We start from the raw sequence: 25820 nt of genomic DNA, 5'->3' as shown, positions 1-25820 counted from the left end.
AACAAGTTACATCAAATTCAGGTTATTAGGTCATACTAGATTAGTTTTTAGTCTCATTTGTTATTTGTGACTTCGGTAACATTATTTTGATATCAGCTTTACTTTCAAGATCAGCAACATACTTTAATATAGCATCTCTACTAAGTTGATTGGTTATACTAGGAGTAGCTTCTTCCTTAGAAGGTATTTGTGCAGGTCTTTTATCAAGTACAGTAATTATATGCCAACCAAATTGGGTTTTAACTGGAGAAGAGATTTCATTTACTTTCATTGATAATGCTTTATCTTCAAATTCAGGCACTAGCTGTCCAGAAGTAATATAGCCTATTGCTCCACCATTTGCTCTAGACCCTTCATCTTTTGAGAAATCCTTAGCAAGCTTAGCAAATTTTTCTCCTTTACTAAGTCTATTTTGTACATTTATTGCTTCTTTTTCAGTTGCAACCAAAATATGACTTACTTTTACTTCCTCTTTTCCTTTTAGGCTAGCAACTAATTTATCATATTCAGCATTAATCATTTTCTCATCAACATGAGATTTTACATAACGCTCCATCAATTCTTGCTGAACCAATTGGTTTTTTACTATATTCAACTTAGATTGGAATTCTTTTGAAGATTCAATATTAGAATTCTTGGCTTCTTGCTCAAGCAATTTTGCATCGATATAGCCCTTTACTAACATTTCCTGTATATTCACGTCAAAATCAGTAAACTTTTTTCCTTTAGCACTTGGTTGGGTATCTAAAGAAGACTGGAATTGTTGCATAACCTGCGATTCTTTTACTTCACCACCTTTATAAGTAGCAACAATTTTATCTTCATCAGCAAAAGCACTACTCGCAAGTAAACTAGCAGCTAAAAAAATTATAGTTGTTCTTTTCATTTGTTATCCATTATTATATATTGTTTATGACAGCTGGATTTTATAAGGATAACCCTTCTACGTCAACAGCTATTTACAATTTGTTTGATAAATATCATATTTTACAGGATATTTACTAACCTCAATTCGATATAAGAATTGTTAATTCTTATATCGAATTGGCTTGTTATAAGGAAAAATGCATTCTTGAAGCGATTCTACGAATGCATTTTAAACCTTTCTAAAGCTAAAAACATGATTTTAATCTTTTAAAATCATGTTTTTAGCAAAATATTAATTTAACAATCAGATGCAGAGCCGTCTCAAATCTGATTGTTTCGATAATTTCACCGAATTTGGGATAAGAATTGACAAATTCTTATCCCAAATTCGCGTTATTTAAATCTAGGATATAAATGCTTTCTTTACTTAAAAAATTATTCGGCACAGCAAATGATAGAAGTATAAAAAAACTATCTTTAGAAATTGAAAAAATTAATTTGCTCGAGCCTTCAATACAAAAACTTTCTGATGATGATTTAAGAAATAAAACAGAGCAATTTAGGCAAAGATTAAAAGATGGTGAGTCATTAGATGACTTAACTTATGAAGCTTTTGCTGTTGTACGGGAAGCTTCAAAAAGAGTCTATGGGATGAGGCATTTTGATGTTCAGCTAATTGGTGGATTGATATTGCACCGTGGTATGATTACTGAAATGCGTACAGGAGAAGGAAAAACTTTAGTTGCCACATTACCTGCATATTTGAATGCTCTTACTGGTGAAGGGGTACATGTTGTTACGGTAAATGATTATTTAGTAAAACGTGATTCTGAGTGGATGGGAAGAATTCATAATTTCCTAGGGTTATCTGTTGGTTGTATAGTTGCTAATATCAGTGATGATGATAGACGTAACGCTTATAGAGCAGATATTACTTATGCAACTAATAACGAGCTTGGATTTGATTTCCTCAGAGATAACATGAAATATAGTGAAGATTCTAAGGTACTTCGCCCTTTTAAATTCGCTATTATTGATGAAGTTGACTCAATTTTAATTGATGAAGCAAGAACTCCGCTAATTATATCAGGTCCAGTAGACGATCGCTCGGATTTATACAGCACAATTGATAAATTAGTTCGTCAGTTTAAAGATGAAGATTACGAAAAAGATGAGAAATTACGGACAGTTAATCTTACTGAGAATGGTATAACTCATGTAGAATCAATGCTTGTAGCTAATAGTCTTATTGAAAAAGATTCAAGCCTTTACGATTTTGAGAATTTAACTTTAGTTCATTATATCAATCAATCATTAAGGGCTCATATCCTCTTCAATCGTGATGTTGATTATTTAGTACGCGATGGAAAAGTTATGATTATTGATGAATTTACTGGACGCGTTATGGAAGGTAGACGGTATTCTGAAGGGTTACACCAGTCACTAGAGGCAAAAGAACATGTACAAATTCAAAATGAGAATCAAACCTTAGCTTCTATTACTTTCCAAAACTATTTTAGGAATTATCCCAAATTATCAGGTATGACTGGTACAGCAATGACCGAAGCTGCAGAGCTAAAAGACATATACAATCTTGATGTTCTTGCTGTTCCTACCCATAATCCAATTACTAGAGTTGATTATGATGACGAGATTTATGGCAATAAACAAGATAAATATGAAGCTATCCTAAAATTAATAAAAGAATGTCATGATCGTGGTCAACCTGTTTTGGTTGGAACGGTTAGTATAGAGAAGTCTGAAGAAATTTCTAACTTACTTACCAAAAATAAAATAACTCATAATGTTTTAAATGCAAAATTTCATCAGCAGGAAGCATTTATTATAGCTCAAGCTGGACGATTTAAGGCTGTGACTATTGCCACAAATATGGCAGGTCGTGGTACAGATATTATGCTTGGCGGTAACCCGGAAATGCTAATAGAACAACTATCTCTAAAGAACCTAGCAAAAGAGCAATATGAATTAGAAATAGTAAAAATAAAAGAGCAGATAGCTGAAGAGAAGCAGCGTGTAATAGAGGCTGGAGGATTATTTGTTATAGGTACTGAAAGGCATGAGAGTCGTAGGATAGATAACCAGTTACGAGGAAGAGCTGGTAGACAAGGTGATCCAGGCAATACAAAATTTTTCTTGTCTTTAGAAGATGATCTGATGCGTATTTTTGCCTCAGACCGTATCTCCGGAGTTTTAAGAACGTTAGGTTTAAAAGATGGTGAAGCAATCCATCACCCTATGATTAGTCGTTCACTTGAAAAAGCTCAACAGAAAGTTGAAGGACATAATTACGAAATACGTAAAAATTTATTACGTTTTGATGATGTTATGAATGATCAACGTAAGATAGTTTATGAACAGCGCAGTGACATCATTAAGTCAAAAGATGCCCATGATTTTTTAACTAACATGACAAAAGAACTAGTAGAAAAAGTAGTATTAACTTTTATTCCACCTAGTTCTTATAGAGAAGACTGGGATATAAATGCTCTAACAGGAGAGTTGCAGCGTATTTTTGCTATAAAACTACAGCATGAATCTATAACAAAAGCTGATGTTACCGAAGTACAGGTGGTATCTAACGTGGTACAAATGGTAAATGATTTGTACCAAGCAAAAGAGGAAGCATATAGCGTTAACTTGATGAATGACGCAATTAAGTATATTTTACTAACAACTTTAGATCAAGTATGGAAAGATCACCTACATAATTTAGATCATTTACGACAAGGTATATCACTAAGGGCTTATGCCCAAAAAGATCCTCTTAACGAGTATAAAAGAGAAGCTTTCAATTTATTTGAACAAATGCTCGATAATTTGAAGGAATTATTTATCCAAAGAGTTTGTCATCTCCATATGGATACTAGCCATATTAAAAAAGAGTCAATGTCTTTAGAAAATAAAAAACTTCAAAAGACAATGCGAGAAACTAGGGAGGACCCAGCTTTTAATAAATATAATGCTGGTGTTAGTATTGAAACTCAACTTAAAACCATCAAAACTCAAGTCAATCCACAGGATAGAGTACAATCAGACCCATCAAGTTGGGGAAAAGTGGCTAGAAATGAGTTATGTCCCTGTGGTTCTAGCAAGAAATATAAATATTGTCACGGAAGTAATGAATAAGCAGTGCAATTTAATGATAGACAGTCAACTTGTGAGTTGCTTAGTAGCCACCCAGTTTCCACAATTTAGAGATTTGCCTGTTCAGCCCGTCGAACTCAGTGGTTGGGACAACAGAACATTTCGCTTGGGTAAGCACATGCTTGTACGCATGCCTAGTAGCGAGAGGTATGCAATACAGGTAGAAAAAGAGCAAAAGTGGTTGCCTAGATTGGCATCTTTGCTGCCACTTCCAATTCCACTGCCTGTAGCAATGGGAGAAGCTGGTGAGGGCTATCCATGGCGATGGTCCATTTACCGCTGGATTGAGGGCGAAACTGCTACATCTGCACACATAGCCGACCTAGGTGACTTCGCAACCAATCTCGCACAATTTCTTATCGCTCTGCAAAGCATTGATCCCACGGACGGACCTCTACCAGGCTTACATAACTTCTATCGTGGTGGACCTCTAACGATCTACGACACTGAGACACGACAAGCAATCTCTGCATTAAGTAACAAGATCGATATCAGCACTGCTACTAAAATTTGGGAAGAAGCTCTGACTAGTACTTGGCAAGCTTCGCCAATATGGATTCATGGTGACATCAGCACCGGCAACCTGCTAGTACAAGAAGGAAAGTTGAGTGCTGTCATTGATTTTGGAGGGCTAGGGATCGGCGACCCAGCCTGTGATTTGGCGATTACTTGGACGTTATTTCAAGGAAGAAGTCGGGAAATCTTTCGGACAATGCTTCCATTAGACGCCGGCACTTGGACTCGCGGTCGTGCATGGACATTATGGAAGGCCTTAATTATCGCAGCAGACCTCCCGGGTACAAATACTGCAGAAGTCACACAATCATGGCGTGTTATTGATGAAGTACTTACAGATTACAGGTATAACTAAACAATGTTATGAATAGCAAAAATTAGGACATAGAAGTAATTTCTATATTAGTCCTCTTATGTAACCTAAAATAAATGATCATGATGATAAAAATAACCTTTATCAATAGAATATATGTAATTACAAGATTTTGGAGATAATGAGTTTTGTAGATTAACAGTAATAAAAAGATATGCATTTGAGAAAATAGCTGGGTTCTATGAAGAAAGTAATAAAAATAGGTACTAGAAGAAGTCCTTTGGCTTTAATACAGACAAATTTAGTAGTAGACCAAATTAAAATTCATTATCCAAACATAATTTATGAAATAGTTCCAATAATTACCTCTGGTGATTTGATTAAGGATAAAAATCTGTATGATATAGGTGGCAAAGCTTTATTTTTAAAAGAAATAGAAAATGCTCTTATAAATGGCGAAATTGACTTAGCTGTACATTCCTTAAAAGACGTACCTTGCAAACTACCGTCAGAATTGATGATATGTGCTGTACTTGAGAGAGAAGATGCACGAGATGTATTTGTCTGCTTAGATTATAAATCAATAGAAGAACTGCCTTTTGCTAGTAAGGTAGGTACATCTTCAGTTCGTAGAAAAATCCTAATACAAAGAAAAAGACCTGATTTAAAAATTGTTACTTTTAGAGGAAATGTTGATTCAAGAATAAAAAAATTAATGCAAGGTGATGTTGATGCAACCATTTTAGCTTATAGTGGTTTAAAAAGATTAGGACTATTTAATACACAATATTGCCACTTAATAGAGACAAAAGAGATGTTACCATCTGTAGGTCAGGGAGTTATAGCGATAGAGATAAGAAAAAATGATAATAAAATGCAGGAAATATGTAATAAAATTAACCATCTTGAAACATGGGAGCTAATGCAAGCTGGAAGGGCATTTTTGGAATATTTAGATGCAGATTGTAAAATTCCTATAGCTGCTTATTCAACGTATATAGGTAATGATATTCATACAGAGTTTATGCTTTCTGATTTTGACGGGAGTAAAATAGTTTTTCATAGCGACATTTCTAAACCAAAAGATTGTAAAAATTTTGGCATACAGGCTGCAAAAACTTTGATGTTAGCTAGTCTGTCCGGCAAAACTCTATAAGTCTTATAGATAATAGGGTTTAATGGCAGAAAATAATAAAGAAATCCATAAGAAAATGTTAAAATATGCTAGTTAACCACTCTGCACTGCAAGTGCAGAGCTTAATATTACGGCATGAATGCCTCATGTATGTACTAACTTAAAAGTTAGAAACTATTTGTGTATGGCTCATTTAGAAAGTGTCACAACACAAAAAGAATATATCTGTGAAGTGTAAGATTTTGTTAAAAAATATCTGTATGATTCATTCTTATCTTTTCTTGATAAGATATTTAAAATTTATGTTGAAACGACGCACTGCAAGTGCGGGGTTTTTCTCCCAAAGTGGGACAATAAAATATTGTATAGTTTTCATGCCCCTGAGGTAGAGTGTATAGTGAAGGGAAAACGAAACAAGCCATATGAGTTTGGCAATAAAGTTGCGGTAGTAGTCAGTGGTCGTAGAAATTTTGTACTGTCAGCAAAATCGTTTCATAATAATCCTTATGATGGTCATACATTGCAGCAGAGTTTTGAAGCGGTAGAAAATGTAACTGGAATAAAGATAAAAAAATCGTTTGTTGATCTTGGTTATACTGGCAGCAATGTTAAAGAGAAGAGTAAGGTATATACCCCAAAAACTCGGAAAAAGTTATTGAAAGAAGACAAGTGTATGATCAGGAGACGCAGTGCTATAGAACCAATAATAGGGCATTTGAAACAATATGGCAGGATGGGCAGAAACTTCTTGAAGGGTGTGATAGGAGATGTGATCAATCCAATAATCTCTGCTATAGGTTTGAATTTACGATGTATTGCCAATCATTTACACATCATGCCTAACTCTACATAAAAAAATTATCATTAAAAAACTTACTAAACGATTAAAAAAAATCGTTAACAATAAGCTCATGTAAAAATTTTACTAAAACAGAAATTTTTCAATAAAATTGAAAACAATTTTTAATTTTAGTGCAAATATTAGAATTTTTTTTGTAAAAATTTTATTGTCCCACTTTGGGAGAAAAACCCCGCACTTGCAGTGCGTCGTTTCAACATAAATTTTAAATATCTTATCAAGAAAAGATAAGAATGAATCATACAGATATTTTTTAACAAAATCTTACACTTCACAGATATATTCTTTTTGTGTTGTGACACTTTCTAAATGAGCCATACACAAATAGTTTCTAACTTTTAAGTTAGTACATACATGAGGCATTCATGCCGTAATATTAAGCTCTGCACTTGCAGTGCAGAGTGGTTAACTCAATCATAGATTATGGGGGGCTTTAAATATTTTTGGCGGACGGACTAGCTATAGTGAATTGAGGAAAATTTGGTAACGTCGTCTTCGATCCTTCGCCTATTAACATTATAGTGTCGCTCCATCGCTCCTGCTACTCAATTCTCTTCAATTCACTATAGGCAAAACCTTCTTGGGTTCACTTAGAATTATTCTTAATAGCATTTCATTATTAATTCGAACTGGTTATCATTAGAAGGAATAATTTTTGTACTAGTATTGTAAATAATTGGATCATTAATTTCCTCGTGACCAAACCTATTAGTCTTAAATACTGGAATTTTTAAGGTTGCTGCAAAATCAGTAAGAACAGTAATGATACTCTTACCATCACCTCCACAAGTCCCAAATATTATAGCATTTACATGATCTAGCAGCCTTGCTTGTTTTAAATGATATAAAATGCGATCTAGCTGATATGGTTTTATGTCAACATCTTCCAAAAAAAGAATCTTATCTGCTGTTTTTATTTGCCATGATGCACCTATAGATGTTTGTACAATGGTTAGATTACCGCCAGTAAGATTACCTGTAACAATTTTGCTAGATTTTGCAGCATGGTTGATTGCTGATAACCCTTTAATTTTAGCTAGAGTTTCTTTACCAGAAATTATTTTTGCTATTTTTATAAAATTCTGATGATCTCTTGTTGGATTAAATATTTCAATGATTCCGTTACCATGAATTGTCTTCCATCCCCATTCTTGAGAAAAGAAAATATGTAAAGCAGTCATATCACTAAACCCTATAAAAAACTTTTCCTTTATAGGTTTTTTCATGCGTTGTAAGTCAGGAATCAATTTTGCTGAACCATATCCCCCGCGAAGTGTCCATATTACGTCATTTGATTGATCCAGTAACGCGTTTTCTAAACACGATAACCTTGTTTTATCGTCGGTAGAATGGAATAAGCTTTTTCCTCCAAAGCAACTATTTGGAATATCTAGTTTCAATGAAGTAATATTTTTTAAATTAGATAATAATTCACTGCTTACCCCTGAGGCAGGAGCAACAACAGTAATTTTTGTATCTTTCAATAAGCTAATAAATTCCTTATTATTTTTGTTAAAGTCTAGATTCGAAAATGCTGATAATAACATAAAAACAACTGGTAGGAGGATTATACAAATATTACTTCTCATCGAGCATAGCCTATTTATGATATGGATGGTTTTCTATTATAGTCTGAATTTTATCATTGATTAATTAATTTGATTATACACGATAAAAGTTATGCACTAAGTAAAAATTAGTCAATGGCATTAATATTTTTTCTATTTACAATTAAGATATTAATAAGATTTAATCTATACTTTAAGCAATTAAGCAATATATTTGCTTGTTAATAAGATGTAAAATTAAGTTGAACATGGATTTTACAAAATGATCATTCATTTTTTATTCACAAACTTATCCACAATGCTTTTATATTACATAGTTATATGCAGCAATTCCAAAAGTTGCCTAATTCCTCACATTTTCAATTATATCTGTTATTGAACCACATTCTCTTCAATATATCATCTTTTCTTACAAAATGGTGATAAAAGGCAGCTAAAGTATGCAGAGCAATTAAAATACAGAGAATAAATGCTGAAAATTCATGCATTTTGTAAAATATTTTGGCAAATGATGCATTCTGAATGAATGAAGTGATAGTAAACAGTCCATATATGTCAATGTTACGACCTGATAGAATGGTCATTAATACACCACTGATTGGCATTATAAACATTAAAAGATAGAGTATATTGATATTTAAGGTAGCAACATTTTTTTGCCATCTTGGTAAATCACTTGGTAAGATTACTCTGATATTAATTAAACGCCATAGCAATCTTATGGATACTAGTAATAATACCATCACGCCTGTAGCCTTGTGATAGGCGTAAATTTGCTGTTTTATAACAGGATATTCTATGTTTTGCATAGAAAAACCAACTATAATCATTGACACTATCATAACTCCAACTATCCAATGTAGAAGTTTTGTAACTAAACCATAGGAATTTTCAGTGTTTTTAATAGTCATATTCAAACCTACAACATAGCTAAATAATTTTAAGTATATTCAAGTTTCTATCTTAATGTTAATATTTTTTTAGTTAGCAACTGTAAAATTATTATTCACTAAAGCTAATTTTAGTACTTGATCTATATTTGACACTGATAAAATTTCCAAGCTATTCTTTATATTCGGTGGAATATCTTTTAAGTCCTTGATATTCTCTTCAGGTATTAATACTGTTTGTATACCACCTCGGCTAGCAGCCAATAATTTTTCTTTTAGTCCTCCAATTGGTAACACTGTACCCCTTAGGGTAATTTCTCCAGTCATTGCCACAGTTCTTTTGACTGGTATTTTGGTCATAAGTGAAACAATAGTGGTAAATATTGCACATCCAGCAGATGGTCCATCTTTTGGAATTGCACCAGCCGGTACATGCAAATGGATATCAAGGTCTTTGTAATCTTCGTACTTCAGTCCAAAATTATTAGCTCTAGAGCGGAAACAACTATAAGCTGCTTGAGCGGATTCTTTCATTACATCCCCAAGCTTGCCTGTAGTTTTAATATCTCCCTTTCCAGGGAATGACAATGCTTCAATGGTTAATAGTTCTCCGCCAACTTCTGTATAAGCAAGCCCTGTGGTACTGCCTATTTGGTCTTCTTTCTCAGCTAAACCAAAATTATGTTTTCTAGCACCTAAATATTCTTCAAGATTTTCAGATGATATTGATATGCTTTTTACTTCTTTGTTACTCAGAATCCTTTGCAATACTTTTCTTGTAACAGAGCTAATTTCTCTTTCAAGCGATCTTACCCCTGATTCTTTGGTATAATATCTGATTAACTCTAAGATTGCTCCATCATCAATAATTAGCTCATTTTTCTTCATTTGATGTAGTTTCAATTGCTTTGGTATTAAATAGTTTTTAGCAATTTGTGATTTTTCTTCTTCAACATAACCAGAAACATTAATGATCTCCATACGATCTAGTAAAGCTCTTGGCAAATTATAAGAATTGGCTGTTGCAATAAACATTACTTCTGATAAATCATATTCTACTTCTAAATAATGATCAACGAAATGGCTGTTTTGTTCAGGATCCAAAACTTCAAGTAAAGCAGATGCTGGATCGCCTCGGAAATCAGAACCCATTTTATCAATTTCATCTAATAACATAACAGGGTTATTAGTTTTAACTTTTTTAATTAAGTTTATGATTTTTCCTGGCATAGAACCAAGATATGTTTTTCTATGACCTCTAATTTCCGATTCATCTCTAATGCCGCCAAGAGCAAATTTAGTATATTTCCTACCCATTGCTTCAGCAATTGACTTGACCAGTGATGTTTTCCCCACTCCTGGAGGACCAATTAAGCATAGTATAGGTCCTTTAATTTTTTTAGAGCGTTGTAATACTGCTAAATATTCAATGATGCGATCCTTGACTTTCTCAAGACCAAAATGATCCCGATCCAAAATTTCTCTAGTTTTATTTATATCAGTTTTACTATTATCAAATTTTCCCCATGGCATAGCTAATATTGTATCAAGATAGTTACGAACAACTGAGGATTCACCTGACATTTGATTCATAAGCTTTAGCTTTTTCAGTTCTGATTCGGCTTTTTCTTTTGCTTCTTTTGAAAGTTTTAAGGTCTTAATCTTTTTTTCTATATCAGAAAAGTCAGATTTATCCTGCTCGAGTTCTTTTTGTATAGCTTTCATTTGTTCGTGCAAGTAATAATCACGCTGAGTTTTTTCAATTTGTTTTTTTACTCGTAGTTGTAAAGCTTGTTCTGCTTCCATTTGAGCCATACTAGATGTCAATGTATCTATTATAGTTTTAATTCGTGTTTGAGGTTTTGTTTCTTCTAATAAGGTTTGTTTTATTAGTAATGGTGCAGTCAGATAAGAGGCTAGCACATTAGTAATATAACTAAAATTTGTCGGATCTTTGGTTATTTCATCAGCTATTGTCTCTATTATTTCTGGATTAATTTTTTTATGATTCTTGGTATATTTCATAAATAACTCAATGACAATTGACGTAGAAACTTTTAAATCTTCCACATCAATTACCTCTTCATCTTGTAGTATGCTATATTCAGCTTCAAACATTTCTTTATTAGTTATGTTATGAAGTTTAACCTTCTGCATTGCTTCAACAAGAATTTTTGCATTATTTTGTAATCTTACTGTTTGTATAATTTTAGCAATTACTCCTGTAGAATGAAGATCTTGAATATCTAGAGTGTCTTGATCTTGTTGTTTTTGTAACACCAATAATATATATCTATTAGTATCTGTAGATTTAGTATTCAGTAAGGCTTTTAGAGATTTTGTCCTACCGACAAATATGGGAGCAACCATGCCGGGAAATATCACCATGTCTTTTAATGCGAGTAGGGGTAATTTTTCTTTATTTGTCATACTAAAAGCTTGAAAAATTTATATACTAAAGGGATTGTTAACTATATAATGTTGCCGTGCTGGGATTTCAAGCTACATTTATTTTGTATATGCATTTATCACCTCAATCTCCAAATATAATATCAATAGCAAGTAATAGGGTAAAACAATATCTTCATTTGACTCCAATAGTCCAGTCTGAAACTTTAAATGAAATGCTGGGGCATAAAATTTTCTTTAAAATAGAATCGTTGCAAAAAACTGGAGCATTCAAGGTTAGAGGGGTATTAAACCATTTATTAGAGTTACAAGAACGAAATCGTTTACTAGATAAAATTGTTGCATATAGTACAGGTAATCATGGAATTGGTCTTGCTTGGGTAGCAAAAATTCTTAATCTAAATGCAAGAATTTATTTGCCCAAAGATACTTCTCCAATTAAGCAACAAGCAGCAAGATATTACGGAGCAGAGGTTATACTGACCGATACTAGGCAAGTGGCAGAAGATAGGGCAAAAGGTGATATAGAAAATGGTTTCTACTATTTGCATCCTTCTGATAGCGATTCGAGTATAGCTGGGGCTGGTACTATGTGTTATGAAGCCTTGCAACAGCTAGGGTTTAGCCCAGATGCTATTTTTGCTTCTTGTGGAGGAGGTGGATTACTTTCTGGATCATATTTAGCAAAAAAATTACTGTCTCCATCCAGCTTGCTTATAGGTTCAGAGCCGGTTAATGCGAATGATGCTTTTTTATCTATTAAACAAGGTTCAATATATAGATTTACTGATTCACCAAATACTGTAGCCGATGGTTTACGTACTTTAGCAGTTTCACCACGTACATTTAATTATCTAAATAAACTTGATGATTTCTTTCTTGCTGATGAATATTCTATATATTACTGGACCGCTTGGTTAACGCATTTACTAAAAATTGCTTGTGAGCCATCATGTGCTTTAAATATGGTTGGAGTAGTTGATTGGTTAAAGAGACAATCAAAACCTAAGAGAGTTTTAGTACTTATATCGGGTGGAAACATTGATCCTGCTCTTTATCAGGAGCTTTGGAAGGGGAATTATCTATCTAATTTACCAAGCCCATTAATGTAACCTACCTCTATTCGGGATAAGAATTAACTAGTCGCTCCGCCAAAACTCTACAAGCCTTATAGACAAAGGGGTTTTAAGGCAAAAAGTAATAGTAAAATCCATAAGAAAATGAAGGGTTTTATATCAAAAGCTTATGGAAATACAAAAAAATGGTAACGAGCAAATTGAGTATGTTTTGGGAAATAGGGTGTTTTTGATACAAAAACTTGAAATTAGCTCTCGAAATCATAATAATTTAGTCTAAAATCATACAATTTTTGGAAATTAGTGCCACAAGTAGTATTTTTTTGAGTTTTGGCGGACGGACTAACTAATTCCTATCCTGAATTCGGTGAAATTTAGGACATTTTTACTTAGTCCGTCCGCCAAAAATATTTAAAGCCCCCCATAATCTATGATTGACTCAATAACAACCAGCTGAAGCTGGTGGGTTGATATCTAGACTGGAAGTCGCTATTACTCTAAAGAGATATTACTAATGCCTGTGCTATCTCTCTGATCCTAATTCTTATAAGTTACCCTGCAATACTTTGTAGCGATATTTAGTGATCCAAACAACATGAAAGCGATGGTAAAATACAGTGTGGCTAGTCTTGTTATAATCTGTCATATATGATATTTTAATATACATGAAGAGCTTGCTCTTATGTATATTAAAATATCATATATTCAAGTTATAGTGAATTGAAATATTAGAACAAGGACTGAAGTCTTTCCCAGCTGAAGCTGGGGGTTTTAACCAAAAAGGTGACTATAAAATTTTTACAAAAAAAATTCTAATATTTGCACTAAAATTAAAAATTGTTTTCAATTTTATTGAAAAATTTCTGTTTTAGTAAAATTTTTACATGAGCTTATTGTTAACGATTTTTTTTAATCGTTTAGCAAGTTTTTTAATGATAATTTTTTTATGTAGAGTTAGGCATGATGTGTAAATGATTGGCAATACATCGTAAATTCAAACCTATAGCAGAGATTATTGGATTGATCACATCTCCTATCACACCCTTCAAGAAGTTTCTGCCCATCCTGCCATATTGTTTCAAATGCCCTATTATTGGTTCTATAGCACTGCGTCTCCTGATCATACACTTGTCTTCTTTCAATAACTTTTTCCGAGTTTTTGGGGTATATACCTTACTCTTCTCTTTAACATTGCTGCCAGTATAACCAAGATCAACAAACGATTTTTTTATCTTTATTCCAGTTACATTTTCTACCGCTTCAAAACTCTGCTGCAATGTATGACCATCATAAGGATTATTATGAAACGATTTTGCTGACAGTACAAAATTTCTACGACCACTGACTACTACCGCAACTTTATTGCCAAACTCATATGGCTTGTTTCGTTTTCCCTTCCCTATACACTCTACCTCAGGGGCATGAAAACTATACAATATTTTATTCTGTTCTTTGTATTGCTTTTTCTCTTCTCTTTTTAAAACAGATTGGCTATGTATTTGTTTTACTTTTTTCAATACTTCTTGATCTCTGATAGATAAGTTTAATTTCTGATTTTTTATCTCACGCTCACATATTCTAACCAAACGACCAAGTAACGTTTTTAAATGCTTCATTATTTTCCAACGCTTCTTGGCTTTGCTATGCTCTTTATACTTCCAGAGCTTTATTATATCTCGCTTATAGGTTCTAGCGTAGGTTTCGTTTAAACTTATACCCAAACTTTGGCAAAGCTTCACAATACTAAGCCTAGCTTTATCCATTAAGTTAACCACTCTGCACTGCAAGTGCAGAGCTTAATATTACGGCATGAATGCCTCATGTATGTACTAACTTAAAAGTTAGAAACTATTTGTGTATGGCTCATTTAGAAAGTGTCACAACACAAAAAGAATATATCTGTGAAGTGTAAGATTTTGTTAAAAAATATCTGTATGATTCATTCTTATCTTTTCTTGATAAGATATTTAAAATTTATGTTGAAACGACGCACTGCAAGTGCGGGGTTTTTCTCCCAAAGTGGGACAATAAACATCATGTGGGTGCTTGATATTCTTAATTTGTACCGTTGTATCAGCAATTATCAATTCCAAATCTTTTTTTTTAATTGTGTTAGTTCTTATTCCAACTCTTATCAACTCTGCTAATATCTCGTTATATCCAGATTCACCTAATAAATTACGAAATCTTCTTATGCTAGTTTCCGACATCGCTATATCTGTTTCTATATATTCCCACCCACAGAAATATTGCCAATACATGTTTTCTTTTAGTTCTTCCTCTGCTAATGAATCTGAAAAATTATACATTGCTTGTAGCATCGTTACACCAAGCATCACTCTATGACATTTTCTATTTCTACCAAATCTCTTAATAGAAACATTTTTTGATAACCATTCTTCTAGACCAGACCAATTTATTAATTCTCTTAATTTATATAGCTTATTATTTGAGTTTAATTCTTCTTTTAATTTATAACCAAAAAGTTTTCCTTGTTTTTGTGATTTGATAATATTTTCTATTGGCATATTGACTGAAATCCATAAGGTTTATTAGCATATTTTAACATTTTCTTATGGATTTCTTTATTGTCCCACTTTGGGAGAAAAACCCCGCACTTGCAGTGCGTCGTTTCAACATAAATTTTAAATATCTTATCAAGAAAAGATAGGATATTTTTTAACAAAATCTTACACTTCACAGATATATTTTTTTGTGTTGTGACACTTTCTAAATGAGCCATACACAAATAGTTTCTAACTTTTAAGTTAGTACATACATGAGGCATTCATGCCGTAATATTAAGCTCTGCACTTGCAGTGCAGAGTGGTTAACTATTTTCTGCCATTAAACCCTATTATCTATAAGACTTATAGAGTTTTGCCGGACAGACTACTTAATTGCAGTCCTCGTTAATGGTTGGATTTTCACCCGTTAAAGCACAGCTAGAGGCATTATAGCGAGCTGCTACATCAATAGGGGGATTGTCGTTTGTGCGAGAATCATTAATTGTTAGGTGGCTATCTAGCACTGCTGTTAGATAGTTTTCAAGCTCTTCAGGGTTAGATAAAGCTTCCCCTAGGTCTCGTGAAATTTCCTTTAAAACTTCATTTTCAGACTTTTCTGATAGTGTAGCTACGTGTTTTAAGTGCATTTGATTCATTTTATCCCAATTCTGATAGCTAACAGCACTAGACATTTCCTCCTGTTGTTGAGAAGAGTTTTCTTGTGTTTTATTGTCCCACTTTGGGAGAAAAACCCCGCACTTGCAGTGCGTCGTTTCAACATAAATTTTAAATATCTTATCAAGAAAAGATAAGATAAGATATTTTTTAACAAAATCTTACACTTCACAGATATATTCTTTTTGTGTTGTGACACTTTCTAAATGAGCCATACACAAATAGTTTCTAACTTTTAAGTTAGTACATACATGAGGCATTCATGCCGTAATATTAAGCTCTGCACTTGCAGTGCAGAGTGGTTAACTAAGAAAATCTAGGACTCCAGCCCCAACTTTTAGGACTCCAGCCCCAACTTTTAGGACTCCACCACCAACTTTATCGTCGGCTATTTGCTTCTCTAATACTGCTGCTTGAGACATATCTAGTTGCATTCTCTTTAGAAAACCTCCAAGAGCTTTGTCGTTGAATGTAGCCATTAATAATATTCCGTTTGGAACTTTACTGAGAACTTCATCTTCAAAAATCCCTAATCTCTGAGCTGCATCTTGTAAGAGTTCTTTATTACGTCCCGTAATTCTATCTTTACTCATTAGACCTCTTTTGAAACTCTACTTCTGCTGATGATTTGTACGTCGATGCGGTACTCGAATCCTCACGTACATTCGAGTACGCTGCGGTTCTGCGTTCCGCGTCTCCTTCAAATCCCTCAGCATAAGCGAGTTTCGAAAGAGGTCTATTTTAATTTCTCCTTAAATAATTATTACTTTTTTTAAGTTATTATACTTAATGCAAAAAGTCTATTTAACATCAAAGTCAAAATATTTATCTTTATAAGGTTCGTCTTGCAAGGTATAATGCCACCACTCAACCGAATATTCCTTAAAATTATGTTTTCTCATTTTCTTACGTAGATAATTACGATTTTGTAAGTAAAGTTCATCAATTAGTTTACTATCATGGGAGGATACTATATCCATAATATCTACAGAGCTATACATGTCAACCGTATTATCATCAAAATAAGGAATTAGACGACCATCTTTTAGAGGTCTTTTTATCATTTTAGGGTTTGGATTTAATTGTTTTCCAAGTTCGATAATAGTTAAATCTACAGTACTTCCACGACTATGAGGTGATCGTTTAGCAACATAACCTAATTGAAAAATTTCAGCCTTATTAATGTATGGATAATAAGAGTCTTTCATTTTTTGATCAGCAACATCTTCTCCCCATCTAACGAAATGTTGTACAGCTTTATTAGGTCTATAAGCATCATAAATTACCAAAGAGTAGTTATCATTTTTTATATCTTGCTGAAGATTTTTTAAGGCAGTAGCCGCTTCTTTAGTTAGTATAGCTCTATTAGCTTTATAGCCATCGATCTGCTTTCCTACAAAATTTCTAGTATCATAATACATCATCTGTTGAATTATAGTAGGATCTATTTGATCCAAATACACAAAACCTTCCGGTAAATTGACTGTTTCATTCAACATAATATATCTCTCAATTAAACTAATATTCAATATTTAGTAACAAAATTATTGTTAATAAAAAATAATAATTTATTATACTTTTTTCTACAATACAATATCTTAATTTCTTGAATTGTCCTTGTGATAATATAGCTAACCCGACTAACATTTATCCATTTGTTTCAACGAAAAGGATGTCATTCCCATGAAGGCGGGAATCTATAATATTTCAGGGTTTTTTGAACACTATTTTAGATCACCGCCTACGCGGGGATGACAACATTGCCCTAGATCAACTGTGGATAAATACTAATCGAGTTAGCTATATTGTATGTTATTTTAAGATTTTATAAAGAAACTTACAGAAAAAATTTAGCAGATAATTATGAATGAAATTCTAGAAGTACCAAATGGTGAAAGTAAAGTCCTACTGCACTCTTGCTGTGCTCCATGTTCAGGAGAACTTATGGAAAAAATGTTAATGTCTGGCATTGACTTAACTATTTTTTTCTATAACCCTAATATTCATCCTAAAAAAGAGTATGAAATTCGTAAAAATGAAAATATTCGTTTTGCTGAAAAAATGGGTATTAATTTTATTGACGCAGATTATGACGTACAAAATTGGTTTGCAAGAAGCAAAGGTATGGAATGTGAGCCAGAAAGAGGTAAACGTTGCTCTATGTGCTTTGATATGCGTTTTGAACGTACAGCACTTTATGCCTATGAGAATGCTTTTAAAGTTATCACCAGTTCTCTTGGTATTTCCCGATGGAAAGATATGAATCAAATTAATGAATCAGGGATCAAGGCTGCTTCTAATTACGATGGAATAACTTACTGGACTTATAATTGGCGTAAAAATGGAGGTAGCAGTAGAATGTACGAAATAGCTAAACGTGAGAATTTTTATAAGCAAGAATATTGTGGCTGTATCTACTCACTTAGGGATACCAATAATTGGCGTAAGTTAAATAACCGCAGTGAAATTGAAATTGGAGAAGAATATTATAAGGGATAAGGATTTTTTTTACACATGAATTGTAATAATTATCTTGATTATCAATAATAGTAAAGGTACTTTGGATAGGGAAAATGATTTATTAAATTTTAAGTCTTTAAGTATTAGTGGTCAATTATTTTTAGTGTATAGTGTTATTTATGAGTAATTTCAGAGTTATATTGGTAGTTTTTTGCCTGTTTTTTACTAGTAATTGTGTTTTTGCTTCGCAAAGAACCGTGAAAATTGGGTCTGGTTCTATTTTGAAGGGTTATTACTCTATCGGATTGGATTTGTGTAAAACCTTTACTTTAGCTGATAAAAGTGTGAATTGTGAAGTAGTACCTACCAGTGGAGGGATTGAAAATTTAGCTTTGTTAAAAGAAGGTAAGATAGATTTAGCTTTAGTGCAATCTAATGTAGCACTTGAGGCTTTTGAAGGTACTGGATATTACTCTAATACAGAAAAAATGCAAGAAATGCGTCAGGTACTTAATCTATATGATGAGTTTTTTACTGTTGTTGTAAAAAATCAGCATGAGATAAAGACTTTTTCAGATATTGAGGGTAAGAGAATATCAAATGGCTTGCCATTCTCTAGTAATACTATTACCTATAATGCTATAAGGAAGTTATATAATTTTACTAAAGAACCAATAGATGGTGATGAAATTAATTATGAAGAGTCAATAAAAGAATTTTGCAGTGGTAAAATTGATGTGATAATGATGACGGTAGGTCATCCTAATGCCTTGATGGGATTTACTGCTAATAGCTGTAAAGTTGATTTTGTGCCTATTAAAGATAATAAAATTGCACAATTAATCGCCACTAATAAAGCTTTTCATAAGGCATTACTGGATAAAAGATTATATCCTGGGATCACTCTCGATCAGAATACAGTAGCAGTAACAGCAATTTTAGTTACTAATAGTAATATGGATTCTAAACTATTGGATAAATTTATCGGAATGTTTCACAAAAACGTAAAACATTTTAAACATTCTAATTATATGTTATATAATATAGATATTGAGCATTTTGCTGATACTAATAATTTTGTTTTGCCAAAACATTCAGTAGTAAGAAATAGATAATAATATAAATGCACCGGAGTAGTGTTAATTGTGTTTAAAAATATAATAATACCGATAGATTTGTCGGATAAACAATCAGTTAAGGTGATATTACCAAAGGCTTTAAGTTTTGCTACTATCTTTAGTGCCAAATTACATTTTCTTTATATCATTTCAGATTTCGGTATGAAAATGGTTGAGGATTATTTGCCTAAAAGTTGGGCAAAAGATCAAAAAGAAAAATATCGGGTACAAGTAACAGAATTAATTAGACAATATGTGCCGGAGGAGATCGAAGTTGAATTGCATATTGGTCGAGGGGCAGTATATGATGAAATAATACAATATGCCAATGAAGTGAAAGCTGACTTAATCATTATTTCAGCAGTAAGGCCACAACTCAGAGATTATATGTTAGGTCCTAATGCTTCCAAGATTGTGCGGTACTCGGGTGTGTCTGTTTTGGTTGTCAGAGAATAAAACATTGGCTAGATATGAAAGAAGAATTTTTAGGAAAAACTATAAATTGATGACTACTGGAGGTTATCTTGATAAAATTTCTTGAAGACTTAATTAGTTTTCAATCAGTAACTCCTGAGAGTAGCGGTTGTATTGAATATATTAATGATTTATTAGAAAAAAATGGTTTTAAGACTGAAATCAAAATATTTGGAGAGGATAATTATAAAGTAACCAATCTTTATGCTGTTTATGGTAATGCAAGACCTAATATTTGTTTTGCTGGACATGTTGATGTCGTGCCAACAGGTGATAAGGCATTATGGCTTAACGACCCTTTTATAGCAACTACCGTAGGTGATAAAATTTATGGTAGGGGAGTTGTTGACATGAAGGGATCGATAGCATGTTTCCTAGCTGCTAGCTTAGATTTTATTAAGTTAAATCCAACTCCGCATGGTTCAATTAGTTTTCTAATTACTAGCGATGAGGAAGGAAACGCCAAATATGGCACTGTGGAAATGTTAAAATATTTGCATAAGGGTGGTAATAATTTGATCGATCTTGCTATTGTAGGTGAACCAACAAATGAGCATCAAATAGGCGATACCATAAAAATTGGTCGGCGAGGAAGTATTAACTTTAACTTAGTTCTATATGGTACAATGGGGCATGTGGCATATCCATTACAAGCCAGTAATCCGATTACTCCTTTAGTTCAGATACTCAATGAGTTGGTTAATTATCGACTGGATGAAGGAAGTGAATTTTTTCAACAGTCGAATCTAGAAGTTACGTCTATTGATGTAGGTAATGATGTTACTAATGTAATTCCTTCAAAAATTATAACAAAGTTTAATATTCGTTTTAATGATCTTCATTCATCATCGAGCATAACAGATTTGATAGATCAGATAATTAATAAATATTGTGCGAAATATAACTTTAAATATGAATTAAGTAGTGTAACTTCAGCTAATTGTTTTATCCAAGAACCAGTAGGGTTAATTGCCGATTTTGTTCGGGTAGTATCTAATACAACAGGAGTATATACAAAATTATCTACTAGTGGTGGTACTTCTGATGCGAGGTTTATCCAAAATTATTGTCCTGTTGTGGAATTTGGTTTACAATCTAATACAGCTCATAAAATTAATGAATACACAGAAATTAACGATTTACAAAGTCTGTATCATGTGTATTATAATTCTCTGATAAAATTCCTAACTGAACCTATTTAATTCAAGTTGTTAAAACAATCTATGTTAAGGTTAGGGATACAGCTATGCGGGTGTGACGAAATTGGGAGACGTACTAGATTTAGGTTCTAGCGCCGCAAGGCTTGGGGGTTCAAGTCCCTCCATCCGCACCACAAAATAATAATACAAAAACTGAAGAGCTTGATTTAATTTAGTAGCTCTTCAAGTTTTCGTAAGGTTTTAATATTGCTAATGAGTTTTTTAGTATGCAAGTCACAGAACTTAAAAATGAAGGTCTAGATTTTGAAGTTAAAGTAGTCCTTCCTTCTTCTAAAATTACCAATGAAGTACAAAAAGAATTAGCTAGTTTAGCAAAAAAAGTTAAGCTTGATGGATTTCGTGTTGGTAAAGTGCCAATCAGCATTGTTAATAAAAAATATAAGCAATCTGTTAGGTCTGATGTGGTAAACCATGAAATTAATCATGCAGTACAGCATGTTATTAAAGATCATAAACTAAAAACAGTAGGTGATCCGCAGTTAGAAAATTTACGTAATGAAGAGAATGAGGATATAGAATTTACTCTAAAATTTGAATTATTACCTGATATTGAATTGCCAGATTTTAAAAAAATGAAAATTACTCATCCAAAGTTAGTAATTAAAGAAGATGATGTTAATAAGCAAATAGATAAGCTTGCATCTATATCAAAAATTTATAATAAAGAAAGTAAAGGGAAAGTAAAAAAAGGGCAGGAAATTACTATTGATGCGATTGGTTATGTCAATAATGAGGCTTTTGAAGGTGGTAAGGTTACAGATTATAAGCTAGTAATTGGTAGTGGAGCTTTTATTGAGGGGTTTGAAGATCAGCTTATTGGAACTAAGACTGGAGATGAGGTAGAAGTCAACGTTAAATTTCCTGAAGATTACCATATGGAGCAAGTCGCAGGTCAACCGGCTAAGTTTATTGTACAAGTAAAGACAGTACATTCTGCTGATGAGGTAGTTATTGATGATGAGTTTGCTAAGAAATTTAATTGTGAAACACTAGAAGAGTTACGTGATAATATTTCTAAAAGCATAGAAAATGAATATAGTGAGCCTATACGCACTTTAATGAAAATGAGCTTATTTGATCAATTAGAAAAGCTATTAATGTTTAATGTTCCTAAATCTTTAATAGACCAAGAGCTAAGTATTCTGAAATCTCAAATGGAGGGCAATAGTGACTCAAATTCGATATTTAAGGATAAATCAGAAGCAGAAATTAGTGAGTATTATAATAAGATAGTCTTACGTCGTGTTAGAATAGGTTTAATGTTATCCGAATATATGAAAATTAAGAATTTACATATCGAGCAGAAAGATCTTATAAGTGCTATTATGGCTCAAGCAAAGAAGTTTCCAGGTCAAGAAACAGCAATATTTGATTTTTATAAAAAAAATCCTAATGCTCTTGAACGCTTAAAAGGTCCGTTATTAGAAGAAAAAACAGTACAACATATTTTTGACAATGAAGTGATCTTAGAGGAAAAAAATTATACGAAAGAAAAGCTTGAAGAATTTTTAGTACAAGAAGAAGATCGTGTGGTATAGAGTCAAGTAGCAGGGCATTATCAGTAAGATATATTTGGAGGGTTTTATGCAAAATACTAATTTGATAATCGCTGTAGTAGGTTTATTTCTAGTGTTTGTCACATTCTTTATTTATAAAAAGAGCAAGAAAACATCGGTTAGAACGCTTGTTGATGATCCTAATAATGCAGAACCATTTAATAAAGAAAATAATAAAAAGAACCTCTCACTCAATGATAGAGTCGAGCTATCTTGGAAGTTTTTATATGAAATTACAGAATTAATTATTAGTAAATTCTCTAAAAAGGATGTAGAGTTAGTAAATAAACTTGGTCATATCCTGCTAGATAATGGAATGAGATATGAGCATGTAGTAGATCTTGGTATCAAACAACAGGCTATATCAAGGGTTGCAAGCATTGAACAACAAGCATATTCCCAATCTCAGAAAACTTTGGGTAAATAAGTATACTCAAATCTTCATATACTCAAATGATTTAAAAAATTGGTTTCGATAGTTGAGAGCTATTAAGTCTGTCCGGCAAAACTCTATAAGTCTTATAGATAATAGGGTTTAATGGCAGAAAATAATAAAGAAATCCATAAGAAAATGTTAAAATATGCTAATAAACCTTATGGATTTCAGTCAATATGCCAATAGAAAATATTATCAAATCACAAAAACAAGGAAAACTTTTTGGTTATAAATTAAAAGAAGAATTAAACTCAAATAATAAGCTATATAAATTAAGAGAATTAGTTAACCACTCTGCACTGCAAGTGCAGAGCTTAATATTACGGCATGAATGCCTCATGTATGTACTAACTTAAAAGTTAGAAACTATTTGTGTATGGCTCATTTAGAAAGTGTCACAACACAAAAAGAATATATCTGTGAAGTGTAAGATTTTGTTAAAAAATATCTGTATGATTCATTCTTATCTTTTCTTGATAAGATATTTAAAATTTATGTTGAAACGACGCACTGCAAGTGCGGGGTTTTTCTCCCAAAGTGGGACAATAAATTGGTCTGGTCTAGAAGAATGGTTATCAAAAAATGTTTCTATTAAGAGATTTGGTAGAAATAGAAAATGTCATAGAGTGATGCTTGGTGTAACGATGCTACAAGCAATGTATAATTTTTCAGATTCATTAGCAGAGGAAGAACTAAAAGAAAACATGTATTGGCAATATTTCTGTGGGTGGGAATATATAGAAACAGATATAGCGATGTCGGAAACTAGCATAAGAAGATTTCGTAATTTATTGTCCCACTTTGGGAGAAAAACCCCGCACTTGCAGTGCGTCGTTTCAACATAAATTTTAAATATCTTATCAAGAAAAGATAAGAATGAATCATACAGATATTTTTTAACAAAATCTTACACTTCACAGATATATTCTTTTTGTGTTGTGACACTTTCTAAATGAGCCATACACAAATAGTTTCTAACTTTTAAGTTAGTACATACATGAGGCATTCATGCCGTAATATTAAGCTCTGCACTTGCAGTGCAGAGTGGTTAACTAGGTGAATCTGGATATAACGAGATATTAGCAGAGTTGATAAGAGTTGGAATAAGAACTAACACAATTAAAAAAAAGATTTGGAATTGATAATTGCTGATACAACGGTACAAATTAAGAATATCAAGCACCCACATGATGTTTATTTAATGGATAAAGCTAGGCTTAGTATTGTGAAGCTTTGCCAAAGTTTGGGTATAAGTTTAAACGAAACCTACGCTAGAACCTATAAGCGAGATATAATAAAGCTCTGGAAGTATAAAGAGCATAGCAAAGCCAAGAAGCGTTGGAAAATAATGAAGCATTTAAAAACGTTACTTGGTCGTTTGGTTAGAATATGTGAGCGTGAGATAAAAAATCAGAAATTAAACTTATCTATCAGAGATCAAGAAGTATTGAAAAAAGTAAAACAAATACATAGCCAATCTGTTTTAAAAAGAGAAGAGAAAAAGCAATACAAAGAACAGACTCAATAACAACCAGCTGCAGCTGGTGGGTTGATATCTAGACTGGAAGTCGCTATTACTCTAAAGAGATATTACTAATGCCTGTGCTATCTCTCTGATCCTAATTCTTATAAGTTACCCTGCAATACTTTTGTAGCGATATTTAGTGATCCAAACAACATGAAAGCGATGGTAAAATACAGTGTGGCTAGTCTTGTTATAATCTGTCATATATGATATTTTAATATACATGAAGAGCTTGCTCTTATGTATATTAAAATATCATATATTCAAGTTATAGTGAATTGAAATATTAGAACAAGGACTGAAGTCTTTCCCAGCTGAAGCTGGGGGTTTTAACCAAAAAGGTGACTATAAAATATTGTATAGTTTTCATGCCCCTGAGGTAAAGTGTATAGGGAAGGGAAAACGAAACAAGCCATATGAGTTTGGCAATAAAGTTGCGGTAGTAGTCAGTGGTCGTAGAAATTTTGTACTGTCAGCAAAATCGTTTCATAATAATCCTTATGATGGTCATACATTGCAGCAGAGTTTTGAAGCGGTAGAAAATGTAACTGGAATAAAGATAAAAAAATCGTTTGTTGATCTTGGTTATACTGGCAGCAATGTTAAAGAGAAGAGTAAGGTATATACCCCAAAAACTCGGAAAAAGTTATTGAAAGAAGACAAGTGTATGATCAGGAGACGCAGTGCTATAGAACCAATAATAGGGCATTTGAAACAATATGGCAGGATGGGCAGAAACTTCTTGAAGGGTGTGATAGGAGATGTGATCAATCCAATAATCTCTGCTATAGGTTTGAATTTACGATGTATTGCCAATCATTTACACATCATGCCTAACTCTACATAAAAAAATTATCATTAAAAAACTTGCTAAACGATTAAAAAAAATCGTTAACAATAAGCTCATGTAAAAATTTTACTAAAACAGAAATTTTTCAATAAAATTGAAAACAATTTTTAATTTTAGTGCAAATATTAGAATTTTTTTTGTAAAAATTTTATTCAATCATAGATTATGGGGGGCTTTAAATATTTTTGGCGGACGGACTAT

General features: G+C 32.6%; 29 protein-coding genes and 1 tRNA gene. 17 read left to right on the top strand and 13 right to left on the bottom strand.

Annotation, left to right across the window (positions count from 1 at the left end; genetic code table 11):
• Positions 1-40 precede the first annotated feature (40 nt).
• A complete protein-coding gene (locus tag AAHN00_RS03810; protein ID WP_342272182.1) occupies positions 41-886 on the bottom strand; it encodes a peptidylprolyl isomerase in 846 nt (281 codons plus the stop codon).
• Positions 887-1281: 395 nt separating this feature from the next.
• On the opposite strand from AAHN00_RS03810, the gene secA reads away from it, so the two are divergent.
• From secA to AAHN00_RS03785, 5 genes are all read left to right on the top strand, one after another.
• Positions 1282-4014 carry a preprotein translocase subunit SecA gene (secA, locus tag AAHN00_RS03805; RefSeq protein WP_342272181.1) on the top strand — a complete coding sequence of 911 codons (2733 nt, stop codon included), beginning with the start codon at positions 1282-1284 and terminating at the stop codon, positions 4012-4014.
• Positions 4015-4027: 13 nt separating this feature from the next.
• Positions 4028-4903: an aminoglycoside phosphotransferase family protein gene (locus tag AAHN00_RS03800; protein ID WP_342272180.1), complete on the top strand. Its 876-nt coding sequence runs from the start codon at positions 4028-4030 to the stop codon at positions 4901-4903.
• 199 nt (positions 4904-5102) lie between these two features.
• The gene (hemC, locus tag AAHN00_RS03795; protein ID WP_342272179.1) at positions 5103-6017 is read left to right on the top strand and encodes a hydroxymethylbilane synthase; all 915 of its coding nucleotides are present in this window, start codon (positions 5103-5105) and stop codon (positions 6015-6017) included.
• A gap of 179 nt (positions 6018-6196) precedes the next feature.
• Positions 6197-6385: a hypothetical protein gene (locus tag AAHN00_RS03790; protein ID WP_342272178.1), complete on the top strand. Its 189-nt coding sequence runs from the start codon at positions 6197-6199 to the stop codon at positions 6383-6385.
• Between the two features lie 8 nt (positions 6386-6393).
• A complete protein-coding gene (locus AAHN00_RS03785) occupies positions 6394-6849 on the top strand; it encodes a transposase (RefSeq protein WP_342272177.1) in 456 nt (151 codons plus the stop codon).
• Between the two features lie 128 nt (positions 6850-6977).
• On the opposite strand, the gene AAHN00_RS03780 is transcribed toward AAHN00_RS03785, so the two are convergent.
• From AAHN00_RS03780 to lon, 4 genes are all read right to left on the bottom strand, one after another.
• Positions 6978-7157 carry a hypothetical protein gene (locus tag AAHN00_RS03780; protein WP_342271466.1) on the bottom strand — a complete coding sequence of 60 codons (180 nt, stop codon included), beginning with the start codon at positions 7155-7157 and terminating at the stop codon, positions 6978-6980.
• 300 nt (positions 7158-7457) lie between these two features.
• Complete coding sequence (locus AAHN00_RS03775) at positions 7458-8426, bottom strand: LD-carboxypeptidase (RefSeq protein WP_410521428.1); 969 nt, start codon at positions 8424-8426, stop codon at positions 7458-7460.
• Between the two features lie 356 nt (positions 8427-8782).
• Positions 8783-9334: a cytochrome b gene (locus tag AAHN00_RS03770; protein ID WP_342272175.1), complete on the bottom strand. Its 552-nt coding sequence runs from the start codon at positions 9332-9334 to the stop codon at positions 8783-8785.
• A gap of 69 nt (positions 9335-9403) precedes the next feature.
• On the bottom strand, positions 9404-11743 hold the full coding sequence (lon, locus tag AAHN00_RS03765) for an endopeptidase La (RefSeq protein ID WP_342272174.1): 2340 nt from the start codon (positions 11741-11743) through the stop codon (positions 9404-9406).
• An 89-nt stretch (positions 11744-11832) separates the two neighbouring features.
• On the opposite strand from lon, the gene AAHN00_RS03760 reads away from it, so the two are divergent.
• A complete protein-coding gene (locus tag AAHN00_RS03760) occupies positions 11833-12834 on the top strand; it encodes a serine/threonine dehydratase (protein WP_342272560.1) in 1002 nt (333 codons plus the stop codon).
• A 908-nt stretch (positions 12835-13742) separates the two neighbouring features.
• On the opposite strand, the gene AAHN00_RS03755 is transcribed toward AAHN00_RS03760, so the two are convergent.
• From AAHN00_RS03755 to AAHN00_RS03720, 7 genes are all read right to left on the bottom strand, one after another.
• Positions 13743-14573 (bottom strand): transposase, encoded by an 831-nt coding sequence (locus AAHN00_RS03755; RefSeq protein ID WP_342272173.1) that lies wholly within the window; start codon positions 14571-14573, stop codon positions 13743-13745.
• A gap of 192 nt (positions 14574-14765) precedes the next feature.
• The gene (locus AAHN00_RS03750; RefSeq protein WP_342272172.1) at positions 14766-15326 is read right to left on the bottom strand and encodes a transposase; all 561 of its coding nucleotides are present in this window, start codon (positions 15324-15326) and stop codon (positions 14766-14768) included.
• Entirely contained in the window at positions 15317-15541 is a 225-nt protein-coding gene (locus tag AAHN00_RS03745) for a hypothetical protein (RefSeq protein WP_342272171.1), read from the bottom strand. Before AAHN00_RS03745 ends, AAHN00_RS03750 begins: the two co-directional genes overlap by 10 nt.
• Positions 15542-15694: 153 nt before the next feature.
• Positions 15695-15997 carry a hypothetical protein gene (locus tag AAHN00_RS03740; protein WP_342272170.1) on the bottom strand — a complete coding sequence of 101 codons (303 nt, stop codon included), beginning with the start codon at positions 15995-15997 and terminating at the stop codon, positions 15695-15697.
• Positions 15958-16179, bottom strand: a complete 222-nt coding sequence (locus AAHN00_RS03735; RefSeq protein WP_342272169.1) for a hypothetical protein — start codon at positions 16177-16179, stop codon at positions 15958-15960. Before AAHN00_RS03735 ends, AAHN00_RS03740 begins: the two co-directional genes overlap by 40 nt.
• 103 nt (positions 16180-16282) lie before the next feature.
• Entirely contained in the window at positions 16283-16573 is a 291-nt protein-coding gene (locus AAHN00_RS03730) for a hypothetical protein (RefSeq protein ID WP_342272168.1), read from the bottom strand.
• A gap of 207 nt (positions 16574-16780) precedes the next feature.
• Positions 16781-17479, bottom strand: coding sequence for a M15 family metallopeptidase (locus tag AAHN00_RS03720; RefSeq protein ID WP_342272167.1), 699 nt, complete (start codon positions 17477-17479; stop codon positions 16781-16783).
• A 364-nt stretch (positions 17480-17843) separates the two neighbouring features.
• Here AAHN00_RS03720 and AAHN00_RS03715 point away from each other — a divergent pair, with 364 nt between their 5' ends.
• The 9 genes from AAHN00_RS03715 (at position 17844) to AAHN00_RS03675 (ending at position 24089) form a co-directional block, all read left to right on the top strand.
• A complete protein-coding gene (locus tag AAHN00_RS03715; protein WP_342272166.1) occupies positions 17844-18479 on the top strand; it encodes an epoxyqueuosine reductase QueH in 636 nt (211 codons plus the stop codon).
• Between the two features lie 140 nt (positions 18480-18619).
• On the top strand, positions 18620-19555 hold the full coding sequence (locus tag AAHN00_RS03710) for a TAXI family TRAP transporter solute-binding subunit (RefSeq protein WP_342272165.1): 936 nt from the start codon (positions 18620-18622) through the stop codon (positions 19553-19555).
• A 30-nt stretch (positions 19556-19585) separates the two neighbouring features.
• Positions 19586-20014 (top strand): universal stress protein, encoded by a 429-nt coding sequence (locus AAHN00_RS03705; protein ID WP_342272164.1) that lies wholly within the window; start codon positions 19586-19588, stop codon positions 20012-20014.
• Between the two features lie 65 nt (positions 20015-20079).
• Positions 20080-21234, top strand: a complete 1155-nt coding sequence (gene dapE / locus AAHN00_RS03700; RefSeq protein ID WP_342272559.1) for a succinyl-diaminopimelate desuccinylase — start codon at positions 20080-20082, stop codon at positions 21232-21234.
• 46 nt (positions 21235-21280) lie between these two features.
• Positions 21281-21365 (top strand) — tRNA-Leu (locus tag AAHN00_RS03695).
• Positions 21366-21458: 93 nt separating this feature from the next.
• Entirely contained in the window at positions 21459-22790 is a 1332-nt protein-coding gene (gene tig / locus AAHN00_RS03690; protein WP_342272163.1) for a trigger factor, read from the top strand.
• 46 nt (positions 22791-22836) lie between these two features.
• Entirely contained in the window at positions 22837-23235 is a 399-nt protein-coding gene (locus AAHN00_RS03685; protein WP_341747206.1) for a DUF2660 domain-containing protein, read from the top strand.
• Positions 23236-23420: 185 nt separating this feature from the next.
• Positions 23421-23600, top strand: a complete 180-nt coding sequence (locus AAHN00_RS03680) for a hypothetical protein (protein ID WP_342270896.1) — start codon at positions 23421-23423, stop codon at positions 23598-23600.
• A gap of 36 nt (positions 23601-23636) precedes the next feature.
• On the top strand, positions 23637-24089 hold the full coding sequence (locus tag AAHN00_RS03675; protein WP_342272162.1) for a transposase: 453 nt from the start codon (positions 23637-23639) through the stop codon (positions 24087-24089).
• Here AAHN00_RS03675 and AAHN00_RS03670 read toward each other — a convergent pair.
• Positions 24010-24189 (bottom strand): hypothetical protein, encoded by a 180-nt coding sequence (locus AAHN00_RS03670; RefSeq protein WP_342271592.1) that lies wholly within the window; start codon positions 24187-24189, stop codon positions 24010-24012. The two genes, AAHN00_RS03675 and AAHN00_RS03670, sit on opposite strands and share 80 nt — an antisense overlap.
• 193 nt (positions 24190-24382) lie before the next feature.
• On the opposite strand from AAHN00_RS03670, the gene AAHN00_RS03665 reads away from it, so the two are divergent.
• Together AAHN00_RS03665 and AAHN00_RS03660 are read left to right on the top strand one after the other, a co-directional pair.
• Positions 24383-24772, top strand: coding sequence for a hypothetical protein (locus AAHN00_RS03665; RefSeq protein WP_342272161.1), 390 nt, complete (start codon positions 24383-24385; stop codon positions 24770-24772).
• A gap of 352 nt (positions 24773-25124) precedes the next feature.
• Entirely contained in the window at positions 25125-25616 is a 492-nt protein-coding gene (locus AAHN00_RS03660) for a transposase (protein WP_342272160.1), read from the top strand.
• Positions 25617-25820 lie beyond the last annotated feature (204 nt).

It is taken from the genome of Candidatus Tisiphia endosymbiont of Parasteatoda lunata (genome assembly GCF_964030955.1).
In the GTDB taxonomy this organism is placed as follows: Bacteria; Pseudomonadota; Alphaproteobacteria; order Rickettsiales; family Rickettsiaceae; genus Tisiphia.
The sequence above is the reverse complement of the archived record's forward strand: the minus strand, read 5'-3'. Positions and strand labels throughout refer to the sequence as shown.